The sequence below is a fragment of the Streptomyces cynarae genome (assembly GCF_025642135.1).
GTDB lineage: Bacteria > Actinomycetota > Actinomycetes > Streptomycetales > Streptomycetaceae > Streptomyces > Streptomyces cynarae.
Genome location: NZ_CP106793.1, coordinates 1,738,607 through 1,761,496, shown reverse-complemented (window position 1 = coordinate 1,761,496; position 22,890 = coordinate 1,738,607). Strand labels below are relative to the sequence as shown.

Here is a 22,890-nt window from a genome sequence, read left to right as displayed (position 1 = left end):
CATGACCAGCCTCCAGGAACGGCTCACGGACGGGCTCTACGGCCTCGGCTGGAGCACGGTGAAGACGCTGCCCGAACCCGTCGCCACCCGGCTCGGCCGCACCATCGCCGACCTCGCCTGGAGACAGCGCGGCAAGGGTGTACGACGGCTCGAGAGCAACTACGCGCGCGTGGTGCCCGACGCGACCCCGGAGCGGCTCGCCGAGCTGACGCGGGCGGGCATGCGGTCGTACCTGCGCTACTGGATGGAGTCGTTCCGGCTGCCCGTGTGGAGCCCGGAGCGCATAAGGCGCGGTTTCGACCCCAAGGACCTGCACTTCCTCACCGACGGGCTCGCCGCCGGCAAGGGCGTCGTGCTCGCGCTGCCGCACCTGGCCAACTGGGACCTGGCAGGAGCCTGGGTCACCGCCGAGCTGCGCACGCCGTTCACGACGGTCGCCGAGCGGCTCAAGCCGGAGACGCTCTACGACCGGTTCGTCGCCTACCGCGAGGGCCTGGGCATGGAAGTGCTGCCGCACAGCGGCGGCTCCGCGTTCGGCACCCTGGCCCGGCGGCTGCGCGACGGGGGACTGGTCTGCCTGGTCGCCGACCGGGACCTGTCCGCCTCCGGCGTCGAGGTCACCTTCTTCGGCGAGACGGCCCGGATGCCGGCGGGACCGGCGCTGCTCGCCCAGCAGACCGGAGCGCTGCTGCTGCCGGTGACGCTCTGGTACGACGACTCGCCCGTCATGAAGGGCCGCGTGCATCCCCCGATCGAGGTACCCCGGTCAGGTAGCCGGGCCGAGAAGACGTCTGTCATGACACAGGCGCTGGCCGACGCCTTCGCCACGGGGATCGCCGAGCATCCGGAGGACTGGCACATGCTGCAGCGGTTGTGGCTCGCCGACCTGGGCCCGAGCAGGGATCCCCGGAAGGGCACGCCGTGAGGATCGGCATCGTCTGCCCGTACTCCTGGGACGTGCCGGGCGGCGTCCAGTTCCACATCCGCGATCTGGCCGAGTACTTCATCCGCCTCGGGCACGAGGTGTCCGTCCTCGCCCCCGCGGACGACGACACCCCGCTGCCGCCGTACGTCGTCTCGGCCGGGCGTGCCGTCCCGGTGCCGTACAACGGCTCGGTCGCGCGTCTGAACTTCGGCTTCCTGAGCGCCGCGCGGGTGCGGCGCTGGCTGCACGACGGCGCGTTCGACGTGATCCACATCCACGAGCCCGCCTCGCCGTCCCTGGGCCTGCTGGCCTGCTGGGCGGCACAGGGCCCGATCGTGGCGACCTTCCACACGTCGAACCCGCGCTCCCGGGCCATGATCGCCGCATACGCGATCCTCCAGGCGGCCCTGGAGAAGATCAGCGCGCGGATCGCGGTGAGCGAGTACGCGCGGCGCACCCTCGTCGAACACCTGGGCGGCGACGCGGTGGTGATCCCGAACGGCGTGGACGTCGACTTCTTCGCGAAGGCCGAGCCCAGGCCCGAGTGGCAGGGGGACACGATCGGTTTCATCGGGCGCATCGATGAACCCCGCAAAGGCCTGCCGGTCCTCATGAACGCCCTGCCGAAGATCCTTGCCGCCCGGCCGCAGACACGACTGCTGGTCGCGGGCCGGGGCGACGAGGAGGAGGCGGTCGAGACGCTCCCCGCGAAGCTGCGCTCGCGCGTGGAGTTCCTCGGCATGATCAGCGACGAGGACAAGGCGCGCCTGCTGCGCAGTGTGGACCTCTACGTGGCGCCCAACACCGGCGGCGAGAGCTTCGGCATCATCCTCGTCGAGGCCATGTCGGCGGGCGCCCCGGTCCTCGCCTCCGACCTGGACGCCTTCGCGCAGGTCCTGGACCAGGGAGCGGCCGGCGAGCTGTTCGCAAACGAGGACGCCGACGCCCTCGCCGACGCCGCGGTACGCCTGCTGAACGACGCGGACCGCCGAGCCGAACTGCGTGCCCGGGGAAGCGCCCACGTGCGGCGCTTCGACTGGTCGACGGTCGGCGCGGACATCCTGTCGGTCTACGAGACGGTGACGGCGGGCGCGGCAGCGGTGGCGGCGGACGAGCGCACGGGGCTGCGGGCACGGTTGGGCCTGGCACGGGACTGAGTGCCGGCCGCCGGGCCCGGCGTTCCGTCGGGCCTGAGGGAGCCGAGAGAGCGGAGAACGCGGGCCGATAACCTTCGCCCGTGACCGCAACCCTCATCTGGATCCTTGTCGCCCTCGTCGCGATCGGCCTCTATCTGAGCTGGACCGCGGGGCGGCTCGACCGGCTGCACGCCCGGATCGACGCGGCGCGCGCCGCGCTCGACGCGCAGCTGCTGCGGCGGGCCTCGGTCGCCCAGGAACTGGCCACCTCCGGAGTGCTCGACCCGGCCGCGTCGATCGTCCTGTACGAGGCCGCACACGCGGCCCGGCAGGCCGAGGAGGAGCAGCGGGAGGTCGCCGAGAGCGAGCTGAGCCAGGCGTTGCGGGCCGTGTTCGCGGAGGCGCAGCAGGTCGAGGCGGTCCGCGAGGCGCCCGGCGGGGAGGCAGCCACACGGGAGCTGACCGAGGCGGTGCGCCGCGTGCCGATGGCCCGCCGTTTCCACAACGACGCCGTACGCGCGGCACGGGCCCTGCGCCGGCACCGCAAGGTGCGCTGGTTCCGCCTCGCCGGGCACGCCCCGTTCCCCATGGCGTTCGAAATGGACGACGAGCCCCCGGCGGCGCTGACGGACCGGTCGACGGTCTGACACCGTCGGCCTGCCACCGTCGTTTCGCGCCACGGCGCAAAACGATCCACCGGCTCTCCATTGGCCCTTGCAGTGGCCTGCACTGGTCCCGTTTCCTCGGTCCAGCAGAAATCCCTCTTTTTCCGAGTGAGGTCGAAACCCGTGTCCAGCGAGCTCTCCACCCCCCAGACCCCCGAGACCGGCACCGCCCGCGTCAAGCGCGGCATGGCCGAGCAGCTCAAGGGCGGCGTGATCATGGACGTCGTCACGCCGGAGCAGGCGAAGATCGCCGAGGACGCGGGCGCCGTCGCCGTCATGGCCCTGGAGCGGGTCCCGGCCGACATCCGCAAGGACGGGGGCGTGGCCCGCATGTCCGACCCGGACATGATCGAGGGCATCATCGACGCCGTCTCCATCCCGGTGATGGCCAAGTCCCGCATCGGCCACTTCGTCGAGGCCCAGGTCCTGCAGTCCCTCGGCGTCGACTACATCGACGAGTCGGAGGTCCTCACCCCCGCCGACGAGGTCAACCACTCCGACAAGTGGGCCTTCACCACCCCCTTCGTCTGCGGCGCCACCAACCTCGGCGAGGCCCTGCGCCGCATCGCCGAGGGCGCCGCGATGATCCGCTCCAAGGGCGAGGCCGGCACCGGCAACGTCGTCGAGGCCGTCCGTCACCTGCGCCAGATCAAGAACGAGATCGCCAAGCTGCGCGGCTTCGACAACCACGAGCTGTACGCCGCCGCCAAGGAGCTGCGCGCCCCGTACGAGCTGGTCAAGGAGGTCGCCGAGCTGGGCAAGCTCCCGGTCGTGCTGTTCTCCGCCGGTGGCGTCGCCACCCCGGCCGACGCGGCGCTGATGCGCCAGCTCGGCGCCGAGGGCGTCTTCGTCGGCTCCGGCATCTTCAAGTCCGGCGACCCGGCCAAGCGCGCCGCCGCCATCGTGAAGGCCACCACCTTCTACGACGACCCCAAGATCATCGCGGACGCGTCCCGCAACCTCGGCGAGGCCATGGTCGGCATCAACTGCGACACCCTCCCCGAGACCGAGCGCTACGCCAACCGCGGCTGGTAAGTCACCGCAGGAACAGCACGAGGACTGCACGAACACATGACTGACGCACCCGTCATAGGCGTCCTGGCCCTCCAGGGCGACGTACGGGAGCATCTCATCGCCCTGGCCGCGGCCGACGCCGTGGCCAGGCCGGTGCGGCGCCCCGAAGAGCTCGCCGAGGTCGACGGCCTCGTCCTCCCCGGCGGCGAGTCCACCACCATCTCCAAGCTGGCCATCCTCTTCGGAGTGATGGAACCCCTCCGCGCGCGCGTGCGCGACGGCATGCCCGTCTACGGCACCTGCGCGGGCATGATCATGCTCGCGGACAAGATCCTCGACCCGCGCTCCGGCCAGGAGACCGTCGGCGGCATCGACATGATCGTGCGCCGCAACGCCTTCGGACGGCAGAACGAGTCCTTCGAGGCGGCCGTCGACGTCAAGGGCGTCGAGGGCGATCCTGTAGAGGGCGTCTTCATCCGCGCTCCCTGGGTGGAGTCCGTCGGGGCGGGCACCGAGGTGCTCGCCGAGCACGGCGGCCACATCGTCGCCGTACGCCAGGGCAACGCACTCGCCACGTCGTTCCACCCGGAGCTGACCGGCGACCACCGTGTGCACGCCCTGTTCGTCGACATGGTGCGCGCCAATCGGGTACCGGAGTCCTTGTAGGATCTCTGGGGGTCCCCCCAGCCGTTAAGGTCTGGGGGAGTTCGTTGCAGAGATGGGTTACGCGAAGGAGACAGGCAGATGTCCGGCCACTCTAAATGGGCCACGACGAAGCACAAGAAGGCCGTGATCGACGCCAAGCGCGGCAAGCTCTTCGCGAAGCTGATCAAGAACATCGAGGTGGCGGCCCGGACGGGCGGCTCGGACCCCGACGGCAACCCGACTCTCTACGACGCCATCCAGAAGGCGAAGAAGTCGTCGGTCCCGAACAAGAACATCGACTCCGCCGTCAAGCGTGGCGCTGGGCTCGAGGCCGGCGGTGCCGACTACGAGACGATCATGTACGAGGGCTACGGTCCGAACGGTGTCGCGGTGCTCATCGAGTGCCTCACCGACAACCGCAACCGTGCCGCCTCCGACGTGCGCGTCGCCATGACCCGCAACGGCGGCTCCATGGCCGACCCGGGCTCGGTCTCGTACCTGTTCAACCGCAAGGGCGTCGTGATCGTCCCCAAGGGCGAGCTGACCGAGGACGACGTCCTGGGCGCCGTGCTCGACGCGGGCGCCGAGGAGGTCAACGACCTGGGCGAGTCCTTCGAGGTCATCAGTGAGGCCACCGACCTGGTCGCGGTCCGCAAGGCCCTGCAGGACGCCGGGATCGACTACGACTCCGCCGAGGCCAATTTCGTCCCGACCATGCAGGTCCAGCTGGACGAGGAGGGCGCCAAGAAGATCTTCAAGCTGATCGACGCGCTCGAGGACAGCGACGACGTGCAGAACGTCTTCGCGAACTTCGACGTCAGCGACGACATCATGGAGAAGGTCGGCGCGTAACGCAGTCGCTGGGCTCACGGGCCGACGGGACACTCCCGTCGGCCCGTCGCTTTGCGGGTCGTTGTCGGTGCCGCCGGATAGCCTGGCGTCAGACAGGGATCACCGTCCACGGACCGCAACCATCGATCGAGGAACCCCGACGGTGTTCAGCCAGGTCCGCGAGAGCGGCGGCGGTTCAGCCGCGAAGAAGGGGAGGGGCGCGCGTGCGCGTGCTGGGGGTGGACCCGGGGCTGACGCGGTGCGGTGTCGGGGTGGTCGAGGGCGTGCCCGGGCGCACGCTCACCATGCTCGGCGTCGGTGTCGTGCGGACGCCCGTGGACGCCGACCTCGGCCACCGCCTCGTCGCCGTCGAGCAGGGCATCGAGCAGTGGCTGGACGAGCACCGACCCGAGTTCGTCGCCGTCGAGCGCGTCTTCAGCCAGCACAATGTGCGGACGGTGATGGGCACCGCCCAGGCCAGCGCCGTCGCCATGCTGTGCGCGGCCCGCCGCGGCATCCCAGTCGCCCTGCACACCCCGAGCGAGGTCAAGGCGGCCGTCACCGGCACCGGACGTGCCGACAAGGCGCAGGTCGGCGCGATGGTCACGCGGCTGCTTCGGCTGGACGCGCCCCCCAAGCCCGCCGACGCCGCCGACGCCCTCGCTCTCGCCATCTGCCACATCTGGCGCGCCCCCGCGCAGAACCGGCTCCAGCAGGCCGTCGCCCTGCACGCATCGAAGCACGTATCGAAAGGCCGTACCGCATGATCGCCTTCGTCAGCGGCCCGGTCGCCGCCCTCGCCCCGGACTCCGCGGTGGTCGAGGTGGGCGGCATCGGCATCGCCGTCCAGTGCACGCCGAACACGCTCTCCGGGCTCCGGCTCGGCCAGCAGACGAAGCTCGCGACCTCCCTGGTCGTCCGGGAGGACTCGCTGACCCTGTACGGCTTCGCGGACGACGACGAGCGCCAGGTCTTCGAGCTGCTGCAGACCGCGAGCGGTGTCGGCCCGCGCCTGGCGCAGTCCATGCTGGCCGTGCACTCCCCGGACGCGCTGCGCCGCGCCGTGGCGACCGGTGACGAGAAGGCGCTCGTCGCGGTCCCCGGCATCGGCAAGAAGGGCGCCCAGAAGCTGCTCCTGGAGCTGAAGGACCGCCTGGGCGAGCCGGTCGGCGCCCCCGCGGCCGCCGCACCCGCCGCCTCCGGCTGGCGCGACCAGCTGCACGCCGCCCTGGTCGGCCTCGGGTACGCGACCCGGGAGGCCGAGGAGGCGGTCGCCGCGGTCGCCCCGCAGGCCGAGGCCGCCGGGGGCACACCCCAGGTGGGCGCCCTCCTCAAGGCGGCCCTGCAGACCCTGAACCGAGCCCGCTGAGCCAGGAGACGTCAAGTGAACTGGGACGACACGACCGACACCTCCGCCTCCGAGCGGCTGGTGGGCTCTGTCGCCGACCGTGAGGACCAGGCCGTCGAGGCCGCCCTGCGCCCCAAGGACCTGGGCGAGTTCATCGGCCAGGAGAAGGTCAGGGAGCAGCTTGACCTCGTGCTGCGCGCGGCACGCGCGCGGGGTGCCACCGCCGACCACGTGCTTCTCTCCGGCGCCCCCGGCCTCGGCAAGACGACCCTGTCGATGATCATCGCGGCCGAGATGGGCGCTCCCATCCGGATCACCAGCGGCCCCGCCATCCAGCACGCCGGCGACCTGGCCGCGATCCTCTCCTCCCTTCAGGAGGGTGAGGTCCTCTTCCTCGACGAGATCCACCGCATGTCGAGGCCCGCGGAGGAGATGCTCTACATGGCGATGGAGGACTTCCGCGTCGACGTGATCGTCGGCAAGGGCCCCGGCGCCACCGCCATCCCGCTGGAACTGCCGCCGTTCACGCTGGTCGGCGCCACCACGCGCGCGGGCCTGCTGCCGCCACCGCTGCGCGACCGCTTCGGCTTCACCGCGCACATGGAGTTCTACGAGCCCGCCGAGCTGGAGCGCGTCATCCACCGCTCGGCGAGCCTGCTCGACGTGGAGATCGACCCCCAGGGTGCCGCCGAGATCGCCGGACGCTCCCGTGGCACCCCCCGTATCGCCAACCGGCTGCTGCGCCGCGTGCGGGACTATGCCCAGGTCAAGGCCGACGGAGTGATCACCCGTGAGATCGCGGCGGCGGCCCTCGCCGTCTACGAGGTCGACGCGCGCGGACTCGACCGCCTCGACCGGGCCGTCCTCGAGGCCCTGCTGAAGCTGTTCGGCGGCGGCCCCGTCGGCCTGTCCACGCTCGCCGTCGCCGTGGGGGAGGAGCGCGAGACCGTGGAGGAGGTCGCCGAACCGTTCCTGGTCAGGGAGGGCCTGCTCGCCCGCACCCCGCGTGGACGGGTGGCGACACCGGCCGCCTGGGCGCACCTCGGGCTGACCGCGCCACGCGGGACGACCGGGGGAAACGGACAACAGGACCTGTTCGGGGCGTGACGGCGCGGGACTCGCCCCAGCAGGAACCCGGGTGCCATGCTGAGCGTTGTTCCTTGCGTGCGGACTCGCTTAGACTCCGCCGATGCCGCCCTCGCGGGCGGCGCCCATCACACCCCCATCCACCAGGCCGCCGATCGAGCGGTCGTGCGAAGGAAATTCCGTCCCGTGAATATCGTGACCCTCCTCCCGTTCATCGTGCTCATCGGGGCCATGTTCCTGATGACCCGCTCGGCCAAGCGCAAGCAGCAGCAGGCCGCGCAAATGCGCAACGACATGCAGCCCGGCAGCGGCGTCCGCACGATCGGGGGCATGTACGCGACGGTCAAGGAGGTCAACGACGACACGGTCCTCCTTGACGCGGGCCCGGGCGTTGAGCTGCTCTTCGCGAAGAACGCGATCGGCGCCGTCCTGACCGACGACGAGTACAACCGCATCGTCCACGGCATCGAGCACGACCTGAAGGCCGACGGCGCCGTCGTGCCGGACGACGCCTCCTCCCTCACCGAGACCGACGAGCCCGCCGCCGACGCCTCTTCGGGCCCTGCCGACGACAAGGTCGACCTCGGCAAGAAGGACGCGGACGCCGCGACCGACGCCAAGGCCGACGACACCGACGGCAAGGCCGACGAAGCAGAGCCGAAGAAGACCGACGGCGACTCCGACGCGAAGTGACCGCATCCCGGGCCAGGGCGCGTGATCGGCGCGTCCCGGCCCGGGCTGTGCGGTTTTCGCGTGGAATCCCCACACAATGGCATGGCCGCCCGTGCGCTGACCCCGCGCGCGGCGGCTCGAGAGGGAGTACGAGAAGGTGGCAGCACCGAAGAAGGGCCGGAGCGCGAGCGCCCAGAGCAAGCCAGGGCGCTCGCTGGCCCTCATCCTGATCGCCATCGCGGCGCTCACCGGGGGAATGTTCGCCTCCGGACACACCACTCCGCGTCTCGGCATCGACCTCGCCGGCGGCACCAGCATCACGCTGACGGCGGTCAACGAGCCCGGTCAGCCCAACGCGATCAACAAGACCAACATGGACACCGCGGTCGAGATCATGAACCGACGGGTCAACGGTCTGGGCGTGTCCGAGGCGGAGGTCCAGACCCAGGGCGACCGCAACATCATCGTCAACATCCCCCGGGGCACGAACTCCAAGGAGGCCCGGGAGCAGGTCGGCACCACCGCCAAGCTGTACTTCCGTCCGGTCCTGCAGCGCGACGCCTCCGGCACCGGTGCCTCGGCGAGCCCCAGCCCCAGCTCCAGCGCGGGCGGCAGCGCCTCGCCCAGCCCGTCGAGCAAGAGCAAGGCGACGTCCGGCTCCGCCAGCCCGACGTCCTCCGCCACCTCGCAGGGCCGCCCCGTCACCGACGCGCTGAAGGCGACCTCCACGCCGTCCGCCAAGAGCTCCGCGTCCGCCGCCGCCTCCACCAAGCCCTCCGCGAGCGCCTCGCCCTCCTCGAGTGCCGGGTCCGCCTCCGGTGGCGCGGCGGGGCTCCAGGCCCAGTACGCCGCCCTCGACTGCAGCAAGCCCGAGCAGCGCGCCACGGCCGGCAAGGGCGCCAAGACCGGCGAGCCCACCGTCGCCTGCGGCAAGGACGGCAACGTCTGGAACAAGTTCCTGCTCGGCCCGGTCGCGGTCGACGGCACGGAGGTCAAGAAGGCCCAGGCCGTCTACGACACGCAGGGTGCCGCCGGCTGGCAGGTCCAGATGACCTTCAACTCCAGCGGCGCGAAGAAGTTCGCCGACATCACCGGTCAGCTGTCGCAGAAGACGACCCCGCAGAACGAGTTCGCGATCGTCCTGGACGACGAGGTCGTCTCCCACCCGTACGTCCAGACGGCCATCACCGGCGGCAACGCGGAGATCTCCGGCAGCTTCACCCAGGAGGACGCCCAGAGCCTGTCCAACATGCTGTCGTACGGCGCGCTCCCGCTCACCTTCAAGGAGTCCAGCGTCACCACGGTGACCGCCGCGCTCGGCGGTGAGCAGCTGCACGCCGGTCTGATCGCGGGCGCCATCGGCCTGGCTCTCGTCGTGATCTACCTGGTCGTCTACTACCGCGGCCTCGCGGCCATCGCCGTCGCGTCCCTCGCGGTGTCCGCGATCCTCACCTACGTGATCATGTCGCTGCTCGGCCCGACCATCGGCTTCGCGCTGAACCTGCCCGCCGTGTGCGGCGCCATCGTCGCGATCGGCATCACCGCGGACTCGTTCATCGTGTACTTCGAACGCGTCCGGGACGAGATCCGCGAGGGCCGTTCCCTGCGCCCCGCCGTCGAACGCGGCTGGCCGCGCGCCCGGCGCACCATCCTGGTGTCCGACTTCGTGTCCTTCCTCGCCGCCGCGGTGCTCTTCATCGTCACCGTCGGCAAGGTCCAGGGCTTCGCGTTCACGCTCGGCCTGACGACCCTGCTCGACGTCGTGGTGGTCTTCCTGTTCACCAAGCCGCTGCTGACGATCCTGGCGCGCCGGACGTTCTTCGCGAACGGCCACAGCTGGTCCGGTCTCGACCCCAAGCGCCTGGGCGCCAAGCCGCCCCTGCGGCGCACCCGTCGTCCCTCCGCCCCCGTCGACCCGAAGGAGGCGTGAGAGATGTCGAAGCTCGGCAACCTCGGCGCCCGGCTCCACCGAGGCGAGGTCGGTTACGACTTCGTCGGCAACCGCAAGATCTGGTACGGCGTCTCGATCCTGATCACCATCACGGCCATCGTCGGCCTGGCGGTGCGCGGCCTGAACATGGGCATCGAGTTCCAGGGCGGAGCGGTCTTCACGACCCCGAAGACGAGTGTCTCGGTGGCCCAGGCCGAGACCTATGCCCACGACGCCTCCGGCCACCCCGCCGTGGTGCAGAAGCTCGGTACGGGCGGCCTGCGCATCCAGGTCGCCGGAATCGACACCGGCAAGTCCGACCAGATCAAGGACACCCTGGCCAAGGACCTGAGCGTCCCCTCGGAGCAGATCAACGCCGACCTGGTCGGCCCCAGCTGGGGTGAGCAGATCGCCGGCAAGGCCTGGGAGGGCCTGGCGATCTTCATGGTGCTGGTCGTGATCTACCTGGCGATCGCCTTCGAGTGGCGCATGGCCCTTGCCGCGTTCGTCGCACTGATCCACGACATCACCATCACCACCGGCATCTACGCGCTCGTCGGCTTCGAGGTCACGTCCGGCACGGTGATCGGTCTGCTGACGATCCTCGGTTACTCGCTCTACGACACGGTCGTCGTCTTCGACAGCCTCAAGGAGCAGACGAAGGACATCACCAAGCAGACCCGCTGGACCTTCAGCGACGTCGCCAACAGCTCGATCAACAGCACCCTGGTGCGATCCATCAACACCACGGTGGTGGCGCTGCTGCCGGTGGCGGGCCTGCTGTTCATCGGTGGCGGCTTCCTCGGTGCGGGCACGCTCAACGACATCTCGCTGTCGCTGTTCGTCGGCCTCGCGGCCGGTGCGTACTCCTCGATCTTCATCGCCACTCCGCTCGTCGCCGACCTCAAGGAGCGCGAGCCGCAGATGAAGGCCCTCAAGCGCCGCGTCCTCGCCAAGCGCGCGCAGGCCGCCGAGGCGGGGCCCGTCGGAGAGGCCGAGGACGACTCCTTCGCCGAAGAGCCGCAGGACGCCGCACCGGCGGTCGTCGGCCAGCGCAGCCAGCCCGCGTCCCGTAACCGCGGTCGCGGCCGACCCTCCGGAAAGCGCCGATGACCGAGACGACCGACATACAGGCACTGCTGCTCAGCCGTATCCGGGACGTGCCGGACCACCCGGAGCCGGGGGTGATGTTCAAGGACATCACCCCGCTGCTCGCGGACCCGGCGGCCTTCGCCGCGCTCACCGACGCGCTGGCGGAGCTGACCGTACGGCACGGCGCGACGAAGATCGTCGGTCTGGAGGCGCGCGGGTTCATCCTCGGCGCCCCGGTCGCCGTCCGCGCGGGCATCGGCTTCGTCCCCGTACGCAAGGCGGGCAAGCTGCCTGGAGCCACCCTGCGGCAGGCGTACGACCTGGAGTACGGCTCCGCGGAGATCGAGGTGCACGCCGAGGACCTGTCGGCGTCCGACCGGGTGATGGTCGTCGACGACGTCCTCGCCACCGGCGGCACCGCCGAGGCCTCGCTGCAGCTCATCCGCCGGGCGGGCGCCGAGGTCGCGGGCGTCTCGGTCCTCATGGAACTGGGCTTCCTGGGCGGCCGTGCCCGGCTGGAACCGGCCCTGGCCGGCGCCCCGCTGGAGGCACTGCTCCAGGTCTGAGTCACGCGCCGTACACCCCTGCGCAAGGCCCCGTCGGGCCGCAGGACACCGCGAGGCGGGCCCCGGAGGAATCCGAGGTCCGCCTCGTGCGTTTCCCCCATAGCAGGCCGTCCCGCGGCCTGAGGGCGAGCCCGGAGCCCGGGATCGCTACCATGGGTGCTCCGGAGCCTGACCGGGGGACCCGGATCGCGCACGAGGAGCCCTCTTGCCAGACGAGGCCCAGCCACTGACCGCCGCCAAGCCCGACCCCGCGTCGAAGGCCGCGGCCACCCCCGCACGCAGCGCGAAGAACGCCCCGCGCGGGACGGTGGAGCACGCCCAGTCCGCGCCCGCGGACCAGGCGGCCGAGCAGCCGCGCCCCAAGCCGCCCCTCCCGAGCGCACTCCGGCCGTCCGCGCAACGCCGTCCCCGCCCGCCCGCACCGGCTCCTCCAACCGAGTCCGCGCCCGCCTCGCCCGGCTCGGGGTGCAGCGCGCCAACCCGTACAACCCGGTCCTGGAGCCGCTGCTGCGGATAGTGCGCAGCAACGACCCGAAGATCGAGAACTCGACGCTGCGCCAGATCGAGCGCGCCTACCAGGTCGCCGAGCGCTGGCACCGCGGCCAGAAACGCAAGAGCGGCGACCCGTACATCACGCACCCCCTCGCCGTCACCACCATCCTCGCCGAGCTCGGCATGGACCCGGCCACCCTGATGGCGGGCCTGCTGCACGACACGGTGGAGGACACCGAGTACGGCCTGGACCAGCTGCGCCGCGACTTCGGCGACACCGTCGCCCTCCTCGTCGACGGCGTCACCAAGCTGGACAAGGTCAAGTTCGGCGAGGCCGCGCAGGCCGAGACCGTGCGCAAGATGGTCGTCGCCATGGCCAAGGACCCGCGCGTCCTGGTCATCAAGCTCGCCGACCGTCTGCACAACATGCGCACCATGCGCTACCTCAAGCGCGAGAAGCAGGAGAAGAAGGCGCGCGAGACCCTGGAGATCTACGCGCCGCTCGCCCACCGGCTGGGCATGAACACCATCAAGTGGGAGCTGGAGGACCTGGCGTTCGCGATCCTCTACCCCAAGATGTACGACGAGATCGTCCGCCTGGTCGCCGAGCGCGCCCCCAAGCGTGACGAATACCTGGCGATCGTCACCGACGAGGTCCAGGCCGACCTGCGCGCCGCCCGTATCAAGGCGACCGTCACCGGCCGCCCCAAGCACTACTACAGCGTCTACCAGAAGATGATCGTCCGCGGCCGTGACTTCGCGGAGATCTACGACCTGGTGGGCATCCGCGTCCTCGTCGACACGGTCCGCGACTGCTATGCGGCACTGGGCACGGTCCACGCCCGCTGGAACCCGGTCCCGGGGCGGTTCAAGGACTACATCGCGATGCCCAAGTTCAACATGTACCAGTCGCTGCACACGACGGTCATCGGGCCCAACGGCAAGCCCGTCGAGCTGCAGATCCGCACGTTCGACATGCACCGCCGCGCCGAGTACGGCATCGCCGCGCACTGGAAGTACAAGCAGGAGGCCGTCGCCGGCGCCTCCAAGGTGCGCACGGACACGCCGCGTTCGAGCGCCAAGGACAAGGACGCCATCAACGACATGGCGTGGCTGCGGCAGTTGCTGGACTGGCAGAAGGAGACCGAGGACCCCAGCGAGTTCCTGGAGTCCCTGCGCTTCGACCTGTCCCGCAACGAGGTCTTCGTCTTCACCCCGAAGGGCGACGTGATAGCGCTGCCGGCCGGCGCCACCCCGGTCGACTTCGCCTACGCCGTCCACACGGAGGTCGGCCACCGGACGATAGGGGCCCGGGTCAACGGACGCCTCGTACCGCTCGAATCCACCCTGGACAACGGCGACTTGGTGGAGGTCTTCACCTCCAAGGCACCCGGCGCCGGCCCCTCCCGCGACTGGCTCGGCTTCGTGAAGTCGCCGCGTGCCCGCAACAAGATCCGGGCATGGTTCTCCAAGGAGCGGCGCGACGAGGCGATCGAGCAGGGCAAGGAGGCGATCGCGCGGGCGATGCGCAAGCAGAACCTGCCGATCCAGCGCATCCTCACCGGCGACTCGCTGGTCACGCTCGCGCACGAGATGCGCTACCCGGACATCTCGTCCCTGTACGCGGCGATCGGCGAGGGCCATGTGGCGGCCCAGAACGTCGTGCAGAAGCTGGTGCAGGCGCTCGGCGGCGAGGAGGCGGCCACCGAGGAGATCGACGAGGCCGTTCCGCCGTCGCGGGGCCGTGGGCGCAAGCGGCGCGCCAGCAGCGATCCGGGTGTCGTCGTCAAGGGCGTGGACGACGTCTGGGTCAAACTGGCCCGCTGTTGTACGCCCGTCCCCGGCGACCCGATCATCGGATTCGTCACACGTGGTAATGGCGTATCGGTTCACCGCAGCGACTGCGTCAACGTCGAGTCGCTGTCGCGCGAGCCGGAGCGCATCCTCGACGTGGAGTGGGCGCCCACCCAGTCCTCCGTCTTCCTGGTCGCCATCCAGGTGGAGGCGCTGGACCGCTCGCGGCTGCTCTCGGACGTCACCCGGGTCCTGTCCGACCAGCACGTGAACATCCTCTCGGCGGCCGTCCAGACCTCCCGCGACCGCGTCGCCACCTCGCGCTTCACCTTCGAGATGGGCGACCCGAAGCACCTGGGCCACGTCCTGAAGGCGGTAAGGGGCGTGGAGGGCGTCTACGACGTCTACCGGGTCACCTCGGCCCGCCGGCCGTAACCGCACGCCAGAGCACAGGAAAGGCTCCCGTACCTCGGTACGGGAGCCCCTTCTCAGCCGGCTGTCAGCCGCCGAACTCCTGCAGACCCTTCAGGGCCTGGTCCAGGAGCGCCTGGCGGCCCTCCAGCTCCTTCTCCAGCTTCTCGGCCTTCGCGGTGTTGCCCGCCGACCGGGCCTGCTCGATCTGCGTCCGCAGCTTGTCCACAGCCGCCTGCAACTGACCGGTCAGGCCCTCCGCGCGCGCCCGCGCCTCGGGGTTCGTACGCCGCCACTCGGCCTCCTCGGCCTCCTGGATGGCCCGGTCGACCGTGTGCATCCGGCCCTCGACCCGCCCCCGCGCGTCCCGCGGCACGTGCCCGATGGCCTCCCAGCGCTCGTTGATCGAGCGGAAGGCGGCCCGCGCGGCCTTCAGGTCCGTGATCGGCAGCAGCTTCTCCGCCTCCTCGGCCAGTTCCTCCTTCAGCTTGAGGTTCTCGGCCTGCTCGGCGTCCCGCTCCGCGAAGACCGAGCTGCGCGCCGCGAAGAACACGTCCTGGGCACTGCGGAACCGGTTCCACAGGTCGTCCTCGTGCTCCCGCTGCGCACGGCCGGCGGCCTTCCACTCGGCCATCAGCTCGCGGTAGCGCGCAGCCGTCGGCCCCCAGTCCGTCGAACCCGACAGTGCCTCGGCCTCGGCGACCAGCCTCTCCTTGGTCTTGCGGGCCTCCTCGCGCTGCGCGTCCAGCTGCGCGAAGTGCGCCTTGCGGCGCTTGGAGAACGCCGACCGCGCGTGCGAGAAGCGGTGCCACAGCTCGTCGTCCGACTTCCGGTCGAGCCGCGGCAGCCCCTTCCAGGTGTCCACCAGCGACCGCAGCCGCTCACCGGCAGCCCGCCACTGGTCGGACTGCGCCAACTGCTCCGCCTCCGCGACCAGCACCTCCTTGGCGTGCCTGGCCTCGTCGGACTGCCGTGCCCGCTGGGCCTTGCGCTCCTCACGGCGCGCCTCGACGATCTCCACGAGCTTGTCCAGGCGGGCGCGCAGCGCATCCAGGTCGCCGACCGCGTGATGGGCGTCCACCTGCTCCCGCAGGTGGTCGATGGCGGCCATGGCGTCCTTCGCCGACAGGTCGGTGGTCTTCACTCGCTTCTCGAGGAGGCCGATCTCGACCACCAGGCCCTCGTACTTGCGCTCGAAGTAGGCCAGCGCCTCCTCGGGGGAGCCGGCCTGCCAGGAACCGACGACCTTCTCGCCATCGGCCGTCCGCACGTACACGGTCCCCGTCTCGTCGACGCGGCCCCACGGGTCGCTGCTCACAGCGCCTCCTCCACATGATGCCTGCGGGGAGCCTCAGCGCCCCCGAGCATCGTCCACAGTTTCGTCACGGCCAACATAGGCGACCGGCGGGGCGGCTGTCCGCATCCCGCGCGACCGAAATTGAGCTGTTGACGTTCAGGATTTCGTCACCGTCGCCTTGTTGATCACGACGGTCGCGTTCGGCGCTCCGTCACCCTGGCCGGTGCTTTCGCTGGCGGCGGCGATTTTCTTCAGCACCTTCATGCCGGCGGCGTCGATGGTGCCGAACGGGGTGTAGTTGGGCGGCAACTGACTGTCCTGGTAGACGAGGAAGAACTGGCTGCCGCCGGTGTTGCGACCCTGGTTGGTCGAGGCGTCGTACTGGTTGGCCATGGCCACGGTGCCCGCCGGGTACACGTTCCCCTTCAGGCTTTTGTCCTTCAGGTTCTCGTCCGGGATGGTGTAGCCGGGACCGCCGGTGCCGTTGCCCTTCGGGTCGCCGCACTGCAGCACGTAGATGCCGTTGGTGGTGAGCCGGTGGCACTTGGTGTGGTCGAAGAAGCCCTGGCCTGCGAGGAAGTTGAACGAGTTCACGGTGTGGGGGGCCGCGGCCGTCTTCAGCGCGATGCCGATGTCACCGCACGTGGTCGCCAGCTTCATCGTGTACTTCGCCGACGTGTCGATGGTCATCGCCGGCTCCTTCTTCCAGCTCAGCGACTTGGCCTTGCCCGGGGCCGGCTTCGCACAGGGGTCCGGCGCCTTGCTGGGCGCCGAGGCGCTCGGGGACACCTCCGCGCCCGCGTTCGCCTTCTTGTCGTCGCCCTTGAAGACCCCGGCCGTGTACGACACCACGCTGCCCACCAGCAACACGCCGAGCACCGACGCGATGACCGAATTGCGCATCCGCGCCTTGCGCCGCGCCTCCGTACGCCGCTGCTGCTGCCGCAAGAACTTCTCCCGGGCGAGCTGTCGCCGCCGCTGTTCCTGGCTGACCACGGGGTTTTCTCCTCATGCGTCTCGTCCGCCGACCGGTACGCGTGCGTCTGGTGTGCCGACCGCATGCGTGTGCCCCGTACCGTATATGGGTTCGCTGAGGAATCGGCAGCGCCGGTAGGCTCTGACCCACAGCCAGTGACGCCCGTACGACACAACGAAGGACGATCGTGCTGATTGCCGGGTTCCCCGCCGGGGCCTGGGGGACCAACTGTTACCTGGTCGCCCCCGCCGCGGGTGAGGAGTGCGTGATCATCGACCCCGGCCACCAGGCCGCCCAGGGAGTCGAGGACGCGCTCGAGAAGCATCGGCTCAAGCCCGTGGCGGTCGTCCTCACCCACGGCCACATCGATCACGTGGCCTCGGTCGTCCCGGTGTGCGGCGCGCACGACGTACCGGCGTGGATCCACCCCGACGACCGGTACATGATGAGCGACCCGGAGAAGGCCCTCGGGCGTTCCATCGGTATGCCGCTGATGGGTGAGCTGACCGTGGGGGAGCCGGACGACGTCAAGGAGCTGACCGACGGTACGACCCTGCGGCTGGCCGGTCTGGAGCTGTCCGTCGCGCACGCGCCGGGCCATACCAAGGGGTCGGTGACCTTCGGCCTGCCCGAGGCGGCGGACATCCCGCCGATCCTCTTCTCGGGCGACCTGCTGTTCGCCGGCTCCATCGGACGCACCGACCTGCCCGGCGGTGACATGGCCGAGATGTTCGACTCGCTGGCCCGCGTGTGCCTGCCGCTCGACGACTCGACCGTGGTGCTGTCCGGCCACGGCCCCCAGACGACCATCGGCCGGGAGCGCGCCACCAACCCGTATCTGCGGCAGGTGGCCGCCGGCCAGGGAGCCCAGGAGGCTCCCCGACGAGGAATGTGACGAGAGACCTTCCGTGAGCACCTTCAAGGCCCCCAAGGGCACGTACGACCTGATCCCGCCGGACTCCGCCAAGTACCTGGCCGTCCGCGAGGCGATCGCGGCTCCGCTGCGCAACTCCGGCTACGGCTACATCGAGACGCCGGGCTTCGAGAACGTGGAACTGTTCGCGCGCGGCGTGGGCGAGTCCACGGACATCGTGACGAAGGAGATGTACGCCTTCGAGACGAAGGGCGGCGACAAGCTGGCCCTGCGCCCCGAGGGCACGGCGTCCGTGCTGCGCGCCGCCCTCGAGGCCAACCTGCACAAGGCGGGCAACCTGCCGGTCAAGCTCTGGTACTCGGGCTCGTACTACCGTTACGAGCGTCCGCAGAAGGGCCGCTACCGCCACTTCTCGCAGGTGGGCGCGGAGGCGATCGGCGCCGAGGACCCGGCCCTCGACGCCGAACTGATCATCCTGGCGGACCAGGCGTACCGCTCCCTGGGCCTGAGGAACTTCCGCATCCTGCTCAACTCGCTGGGCGACAAGGAATGCCGCCCGGTGTACCGCTCCGCGCTCCAGGACTTCCTGCGCGGCCTGGACCTGGACGAGGACACGCGGCGCCGCATCGACATCAACCCGCTGCGGGTTCTCGACGACAAGCGGGAGTCCGTCCAGAAGCAGCTGGACGGCGCGCCGCTGCTGCGGGACTACCTGTGTGACGCGTGCAAGGCGTACCACGAGGAGGTCCGCGAGCTGATCACCGCGGCGGGAGTGGCCTTCGAGGACGACCCCAAGCTGGTGCGCGGCCTGGACTACTACACCCGGACGACGTTCGAGTTCGTGCACGACGGCCTGGGCTCGCAGTCCGCGGTGGGCGGCGGAGGCCGCTACGACGGCCTGTCCGAGATGATCGGCGGCCCCGCGCTGCCGTCGGTGGGCTGGGCGCTGGGCGTCGACCGTACGGTGCTGGCGCTGGAGGCGGAGGGGGTCGAGCTGCAACTCCCGGCCAGCACCAGCGTGTTCGCGGTCCCGCTGGGCGAGGAGGCCCGCCGCGTGCTGTTCGCGAAGGTCACGGAGCTGCGCAAGCTCGGTGTCGCGGCGGACTTCGCGTACGGCGGCAAGGGGCTGAAGGGCGCGATGAAGAACGCCAACCGCAGTGGTGCCCGCTTCACGATCGTCGCCGGTGAGCGCGATCTTGCGGAGGGCGTGGTGCAGCTGAAGGACATGGAGTCCGGGGAGCAGGTGGCGGTCGGCGTGAACGAGATCGTGGCGGAACTGGAGTCCCGCCTGGGCTGACCCTTCCGGGGGCGGGGGCCGTGTGGTCTCGCCCCCGCAGCCCCTACCCTTCCCGTCCCCGGGGGCTGCGCCCCGGGACCCCCGCCGGCGGCCTCACGGCCTCGTCGTCAAGCTCGCCCAGGCTCTTCGAGCGGGGGAGTGCCGGACGGGGACTGGGGCGAAGCCACAGCGGGGACCAGGGGGCGGAGCCCCGCGAGGGGTGCTTCCCGCCGGGAGTCCAGGGGCGGAGCCCCCGGTGGGGAGGTGGGGCGGGTAGGGGCGGCAGGGGCGGAACCTCTCAGTCGAGCAAGCCGTGCCGCATCGCACACGTCACCGCCGCGGTCCGATCATCCACCCCCAGCTTCCCGAACACCCGCAGCAGGTGCGTCTTCACCGTCGACTCCCCGATGAACAACCGCCGCCCGATCTCCGCGTTCGTGCATCCCTCCGCCACCAGCCGCAACACCGCCGTCTCCCGTTCCGACAGCCGCGGCCGCTCCGGTCTGGCCCGCAACCGGTCCACGAGGCGGGCCGCAACCGACGGCGCCAGAACCGTCTCGCCGCGCGCCGCGGCACGGACCGCCTCCGCCAGTTCACCCCGCGGCAGATCCTTCAGCAGATAGCCCGCCGCCCCCGCCTCCACCGCCCGCAGGATGTCCCGGTCCGTCTCGTACGTCGTCAGCACGATCACCCGGCAGGGCAGCCCGGCCTCCGCCATCCGCTCGATCGAGTCCGCGCCCCCGCCGCCCGGCATCCGCAGGTCCATCAGCACGATGTCCGGAGAGAGTTCGGCCGCCAGCGCCTCCGCCTGCGGCCCGCTCGACGCGTCCGCGACCACCTCGAGGTCGGGCTCCGCGCTGAGCATCGCGCGCAGCCCTTCCCGTACGACGGGATGGTCGTCGGCGAGGACGATCCGGATCATGAAGCACCCCCGAGAACAGGCGGCACGGGCAGGACGGGCAGCCGCACCCTCACGATCGTGCCCTCGCCCGGCGCGCTGCGGACCTCGGCCGTGCCGCCCACCTCGGCGGCCCGCGCCCGCAGTCCGCTCAGACCGTAGCCCCCGGTCGGCGCGGACGGGTCGAAACCGCAGCCGTCGTCCCTGACGGACAGGGTCAGCGTCTCGTCGGCGTACGTCAGCGCTATCGACACGGAGGCGGAACTGCTCGCGTGCTTACGGGCGTTGGCCAGCGCCTCCTGGCACGACCGCAGTACCACCACCTCCGGCCCGGCCGGCAGTGCCCGCACCGGCCCCGTGACCTCCACCTCCGCGTCGTGCCGCGCCGCCAGCCGCCGCAACGCGTCCGGCAGCGAGGACCCCTCCAGGTCGGCCGGCGTGCCACCGGCCACGAGCGCCCGCGCCTCGGCGAGGTTCTGCCGGGCCGTCTCGGCCATCAGCGCCAGATGGCGCCGGGCCCGCGGTACGTCGTGCTCCAGCTCGGCCTCCACCGCCTGCACCAGCATCAGCAGGCTGGTGAACCCCTGCGCGAGCGTGTCGTGGATCTCTCGGGAGAGCCGCTCCCGCTCGGCGAGCGCCCCGTGCGCCGCCGAGAGCCGGGAGACCTCGTGCCGACTGGCCTCCAGTTCCGCGATCAGCTCGGCCCGCTCCCAGCTCTGCTCGATGATCCGGATGATCCAGCCGCCGATGACCACCGAGAACACCAGGGTGACCGCGGCGAAGAGGGAACTGGAGAAGAGGTCCTTGCCACTGGGGTGCCACAGCAACGCCCAGCCCACCAGCGGCACCAGATTGATCACCGTCACCGCGGTCAGAGCCCAGCGCGTCCGCAGCGTCATGAAGCACTGCGGGATCAGCGCGAACGACACCAACCGCATCCCGTCGGCCAGGATCGCCGACGGCAGGAACAGCGCCATCGCCCCGCCGAGGTACACAAGGGCCCGCCGCTCGTCGGGCGGGTCCTCCTGGAGCAGCTCGCGTCCCAGGATGACGTACCAGGGCACGAGTGCCACCAGCAGCCCGGCCGCCACGGCACGCGCGGGCCACCCCGGATGGTCCGCGGCGCACACGAACGCCAGGGTGGCCGTCCAGGCGAGCGCGAAGTACGCGTCCCACAACCCGATCGAACGGTCCCACGCGTGCGCGTCCGGCGCCCGGCGCGGTTCCGTCATCCGTCGCGCCGGCTCTTCCACCGGAAGGTCAGCAGACACAGCGCCAATCCTCCGATGCACCAGGCCCCGAGCACCAGGGCGATCCGCCCGAACTCCCAGCTCCCCGCCTCTTCCAGGACCCGCGCCGAATCGGGCAGGAACACACCCCGCAACCCCTGGCACAGCCACTTCAGCGGGAACAGGGCACCGATGTTCAGCATCCAGTGCGGGATGGCGGCGATGGAGATGTACACCCCGGAGACGAACTGCAGTACCAGGAACGGCAGGACGACCACGGAGCTGGCGCTCTTGCCGGACTTCGGTACCGAGCTGATCGCGATGCCGAGCAGTGCGCACGCCGTCAGCCCGAGCACGAAGATCCAGCCGAAGTCGAGCCACCTGCCGGGGTCCGACGGGAGGTCCACGTCGTACAGCGTGGTGCCGACGAGCAGCAGGATCGCCGTCTCCAGGACGCCGGTGAACAGGACCAGCCAGATCTTCCCCAGGAAGTACGCCGCCGGCGGCATCGGCGTTCCGCGCAGCCGGCGCAGCACCTTCTCGTCGCGCTCCACCGCGATCGAGATCCCCAGGGACTGGAAGCTCGTCGACATGATCCCCGAGGCCATCATCGCGGGCACGTACAGCTGGGAGGCGGTGAGTCCCCTGACGCCCACGTCGTCGTGGAAGATCGACGCGAACAGGAACAGGAAGACGACCGGGAAGGCGAAGGTGAACACCACCTGGTCGCGCTGCCGGAAGAACTGCCTGATCTCCAGCACACCCCGGTGCAGCCCGAGGGTCCAGGCCCCGGGCAGCCGCTCGGCGGTGGTCCCGGTCCGGGGTCGTACGGCGGTCGTGGTCATCGCGCGTCCTCCTGTCCGGTGAGGCGCAGGTACACGTCCTCCAAGGTGGGGCGGCCGACCCGCAGCCCCGGGATCTCACCGTCGAAGCGCCTGGCCAGCTCGGCGACCGTCCGGGTCGGCGTGTCGGTGCGCTCGCGGCGCCGGGTGCCGTCCGCCTCGGTCCAGTCGACGACGGCTTCGCTGCCGAAACGGTCCCGCAGTGCGGTCGCGGTGCCCTCGGCGACCACCCGGCCCCGGGCGACGACCGCCAACCGGTGCGCCAGGGCCTCCGCCTCCTCCAGGTAGTGCGTGGTGAGCAGGATGGTCGTGCCCTCGTCGGCGAGCAGACGGATCAGCTCCCAGAACTGGCGCCGGGCCGCCGGGTCGAAACCGGTCGTCGGCTCGTCCAGGAGCAGCAGCTCGGGGTCGCCGATCACACCGAGGGCCACGTCGAGGCGGCGGCGCTGGCCGCCGGAGAGCGCCTTGATCCGGCTGTTCGCCTTCCCCTCGAGACCCACCAGTTCGAGGACCTGCTCCGGGTCGCGCGGTCGCGGGTAGTAGCGCGCGAAGTGCCGTACCGTCTCCCGGACCGTCAACTCCGCGGGCGCCGATTCGTCCTGCCAGACGATTCCCACTTTCGAGCGCCACGCGCGCGTGCCCCGCGCCGGGTCCAGCCCGAGCACGGACACCTCGCCGCCGTCCCGGCCGCGGTTGCCCTGGAGGATCTCCACGGTGGTGGTCTTGCCCGCACCGTTGGGCCCGAGCAGGCCGAACACCTCTCCCCGCCGGATCCTCAGATCGATTCCGTCGACCGCGGTCACGTCCCCGTACTGCTTGCGCAGCCCCCGTACGTCCACCGCGAGTCCGTTCGCGTGTGTGGTCATAGGGCGAGCGTCGGCCGGAACCGAA

At 70.7% G+C, this 22,890-nt stretch carries 21 protein-coding genes and 1 pseudogene; 16 read left to right on the top strand and 6 right to left on the bottom strand.

Annotated elements, in window-relative coordinates; genetic code table 11:
- The first annotated feature begins 1 nt into the window (after position 1).
- The 14 genes and pseudogenes from N8I84_RS08305 to N8I84_RS08240 all read left to right on the top strand — a co-directional run bounded on the left by N8I84_RS08305 (position 2) and on the right by N8I84_RS08240 (position 14,631).
- Positions 2 to 925: a phosphatidylinositol mannoside acyltransferase gene (locus N8I84_RS08305; RefSeq protein ID WP_263228943.1), complete on the top strand. Its 924-nt coding sequence runs from the start codon at positions 2 to 4 to the stop codon at positions 923 to 925.
- Complete coding sequence (locus N8I84_RS08300; protein WP_263228942.1) at positions 922 to 2,082, top strand: glycosyltransferase family 4 protein; 1,161 nt, start codon at positions 922 to 924, stop codon at positions 2,080 to 2,082. The genes N8I84_RS08305 and N8I84_RS08300 overlap by 4 nt, the downstream gene beginning before the upstream one ends.
- An 80-nt stretch (positions 2,083 to 2,162) precedes the next feature.
- Positions 2,163 to 2,708 carry a LemA family protein gene (locus N8I84_RS08295; protein ID WP_263228941.1) on the top strand — a complete coding sequence of 182 codons (546 nt, stop codon included), beginning with the start codon at positions 2,163 to 2,165 and terminating at the stop codon, positions 2,706 to 2,708.
- A gap of 141 nt (positions 2,709 to 2,849) precedes the next feature.
- Positions 2,850 to 3,761 (top strand): pyridoxal 5'-phosphate synthase lyase subunit PdxS, encoded by a 912-nt coding sequence (gene pdxS / locus N8I84_RS08290; protein ID WP_200421221.1) that lies wholly within the window; start codon positions 2,850 to 2,852, stop codon positions 3,759 to 3,761.
- A gap of 36 nt (positions 3,762 to 3,797) precedes the next feature.
- Positions 3,798 to 4,406, top strand: a complete 609-nt coding sequence (gene pdxT / locus N8I84_RS08285; protein ID WP_263228940.1) for a pyridoxal 5'-phosphate synthase glutaminase subunit PdxT — start codon at positions 3,798 to 3,800, stop codon at positions 4,404 to 4,406.
- 78 nt (positions 4,407 to 4,484) lie between these two features.
- Complete coding sequence (locus N8I84_RS08280; protein ID WP_263228939.1) at positions 4,485 to 5,237, top strand: YebC/PmpR family DNA-binding transcriptional regulator; 753 nt, start codon at positions 4,485 to 4,487, stop codon at positions 5,235 to 5,237.
- Positions 5,238 to 5,440: 203 nt separating this feature from the next.
- The gene (gene ruvC, locus N8I84_RS08275; protein ID WP_263228938.1) at positions 5,441 to 5,983 is read left to right on the top strand and encodes a crossover junction endodeoxyribonuclease RuvC; all 543 of its coding nucleotides are present in this window, start codon (positions 5,441 to 5,443) and stop codon (positions 5,981 to 5,983) included.
- Complete coding sequence (gene ruvA, locus N8I84_RS08270; RefSeq protein WP_263228937.1) at positions 5,980 to 6,585, top strand: Holliday junction branch migration protein RuvA; 606 nt, start codon at positions 5,980 to 5,982, stop codon at positions 6,583 to 6,585. Before ruvC ends, ruvA begins: the two co-directional genes overlap by 4 nt.
- A gap of 15 nt (positions 6,586 to 6,600) precedes the next feature.
- On the top strand, positions 6,601 to 7,671 hold the full coding sequence (ruvB, locus tag N8I84_RS08265) for a Holliday junction branch migration DNA helicase RuvB (protein ID WP_263228936.1): 1,071 nt from the start codon (positions 6,601 to 6,603) through the stop codon (positions 7,669 to 7,671).
- 165 nt (positions 7,672 to 7,836) lie between these two features.
- A complete protein-coding gene (gene yajC / locus N8I84_RS08260) occupies positions 7,837 to 8,343 on the top strand; it encodes a preprotein translocase subunit YajC (protein ID WP_263228935.1) in 507 nt (168 codons plus the stop codon).
- A gap of 136 nt (positions 8,344 to 8,479) precedes the next feature.
- The gene (gene secD / locus N8I84_RS08255) at positions 8,480 to 10,252 is read left to right on the top strand and encodes a protein translocase subunit SecD (protein WP_263228934.1); all 1,773 of its coding nucleotides are present in this window, start codon (positions 8,480 to 8,482) and stop codon (positions 10,250 to 10,252) included.
- A gap of 3 nt (positions 10,253 to 10,255) precedes the next feature.
- Positions 10,256 to 11,365: a protein translocase subunit SecF gene (gene secF / locus N8I84_RS08250; RefSeq protein WP_263228933.1), complete on the top strand. Its 1,110-nt coding sequence runs from the start codon at positions 10,256 to 10,258 to the stop codon at positions 11,363 to 11,365.
- The gene (locus N8I84_RS08245) at positions 11,362 to 11,910 is read left to right on the top strand and encodes an adenine phosphoribosyltransferase (RefSeq protein ID WP_263228932.1); all 549 of its coding nucleotides are present in this window, start codon (positions 11,362 to 11,364) and stop codon (positions 11,908 to 11,910) included. Before secF ends, N8I84_RS08245 begins: the two co-directional genes overlap by 4 nt.
- 205 nt (positions 11,911 to 12,115) lie before the next feature.
- A pseudogene (locus N8I84_RS08240) lies at positions 12,116 to 14,631 on the top strand (RelA/SpoT family protein).
- Between the two features lie 64 nt (positions 14,632 to 14,695).
- Here the strand turns inward: N8I84_RS08240 and N8I84_RS08235 are convergent.
- Both N8I84_RS08235 and N8I84_RS08230 read right to left on the bottom strand, forming a co-directional pair.
- Positions 14,696 to 15,925, bottom strand: a complete 1,230-nt coding sequence (locus N8I84_RS08235) for a DUF349 domain-containing protein (protein WP_263228931.1) — start codon at positions 15,923 to 15,925, stop codon at positions 14,696 to 14,698.
- 135 nt (positions 15,926 to 16,060) lie between these two features.
- A complete protein-coding gene (locus N8I84_RS08230; protein ID WP_263228930.1) occupies positions 16,061 to 16,900 on the bottom strand; it encodes a peptidylprolyl isomerase in 840 nt (279 codons plus the stop codon).
- 167 nt (positions 16,901 to 17,067) lie between these two features.
- On the opposite strand from N8I84_RS08230, the gene N8I84_RS08225 reads away from it, so the two are divergent.
- Complete coding sequence (locus N8I84_RS08225) at positions 17,068 to 17,775, top strand: MBL fold metallo-hydrolase (protein WP_263228929.1); 708 nt, start codon at positions 17,068 to 17,070, stop codon at positions 17,773 to 17,775.
- 13 nt (positions 17,776 to 17,788) lie between these two features.
- Positions 17,789 to 19,051 carry a histidine--tRNA ligase gene (gene hisS, locus N8I84_RS08220; protein ID WP_263228928.1) on the top strand — a complete coding sequence of 421 codons (1,263 nt, stop codon included), beginning with the start codon at positions 17,789 to 17,791 and terminating at the stop codon, positions 19,049 to 19,051.
- Between the two features lie 277 nt (positions 19,052 to 19,328).
- Here hisS and N8I84_RS08215 read toward each other — a convergent pair whose 3' ends face one another.
- Genes N8I84_RS08215 through N8I84_RS08200 form a run of 4 tightly spaced genes read right to left on the bottom strand, consistent with a single transcriptional unit; the run spans position 19,329 to position 22,865 of the window.
- Entirely contained in the window at positions 19,329 to 19,952 is a 624-nt protein-coding gene (locus N8I84_RS08215; protein WP_263228927.1) for a response regulator, read from the bottom strand.
- Entirely contained in the window at positions 19,949 to 21,160 is a 1,212-nt protein-coding gene (locus N8I84_RS08210; protein WP_263228926.1) for a sensor histidine kinase, read from the bottom strand. The genes N8I84_RS08215 and N8I84_RS08210 overlap by 4 nt, the downstream gene beginning before the upstream one ends.
- Positions 21,157 to 22,002 (bottom strand): ABC transporter permease, encoded by an 846-nt coding sequence (locus tag N8I84_RS08205; RefSeq protein WP_263228925.1) that lies wholly within the window; start codon positions 22,000 to 22,002, stop codon positions 21,157 to 21,159. Before N8I84_RS08205 ends, N8I84_RS08210 begins: the two co-directional genes overlap by 4 nt.
- Positions 21,999 to 22,865: an ABC transporter ATP-binding protein gene (locus N8I84_RS08200; protein ID WP_263228924.1), complete on the bottom strand. Its 867-nt coding sequence runs from the start codon at positions 22,863 to 22,865 to the stop codon at positions 21,999 to 22,001. The genes N8I84_RS08205 and N8I84_RS08200 overlap by 4 nt, the downstream gene beginning before the upstream one ends.
- Between the last annotated feature and the right edge of the window lie 25 nt (positions 22,866 to 22,890).

What these genes read in the sequence shown, in the direction of transcription:
- N8I84_RS08305 (WP_263228943.1), top strand. Translation starts at nt 2, where the DNA reads ATGACCAGCCTCCAGGAACGGCTCACGGACGGGCTCTACGGCCTCGGC.
- pdxT (WP_263228940.1), top strand. Translation starts at nt 3,798, where the DNA reads ATGACTGACGCACCCGTCATAGGCGTCCTGGCCCTCCAGGGCGACGTA.
- N8I84_RS08280 (WP_263228939.1), top strand. Translation starts at nt 4,485, where the DNA reads ATGTCCGGCCACTCTAAATGGGCCACGACGAAGCACAAGAAGGCCGTG.
- ruvA (WP_263228937.1), top strand. Translation starts at nt 5,980, where the DNA reads ATGATCGCCTTCGTCAGCGGCCCGGTCGCCGCCCTCGCCCCGGACTCC.
- secF (WP_263228933.1), top strand. Translation starts at nt 10,256, where the DNA reads ATGTCGAAGCTCGGCAACCTCGGCGCCCGGCTCCACCGAGGCGAGGTC.
- N8I84_RS08245 (WP_263228932.1), top strand. Translation starts at nt 11,362, where the DNA reads ATGACCGAGACGACCGACATACAGGCACTGCTGCTCAGCCGTATCCGG.
- N8I84_RS08215 (WP_263228927.1), bottom strand. Translation starts at nt 19,952, where the DNA reads ATGATCCGGATCGTCCTCGCCGACGACCATCCCGTCGTACGGGAAGGG.
- N8I84_RS08210 (WP_263228926.1), bottom strand. Translation starts at nt 21,160, where the DNA reads ATGACGGAACCGCGCCGGGCGCCGGACGCGCACGCGTGGGACCGTTCG.
- N8I84_RS08205 (WP_263228925.1), bottom strand. Translation starts at nt 22,002, where the DNA reads ATGACCACGACCGCCGTACGACCCCGGACCGGGACCACCGCCGAGCGG.
- N8I84_RS08200 (WP_263228924.1), bottom strand. Translation starts at nt 22,865, where the DNA reads ATGACCACACACGCGAACGGACTCGCGGTGGACGTACGGGGGCTGCGC.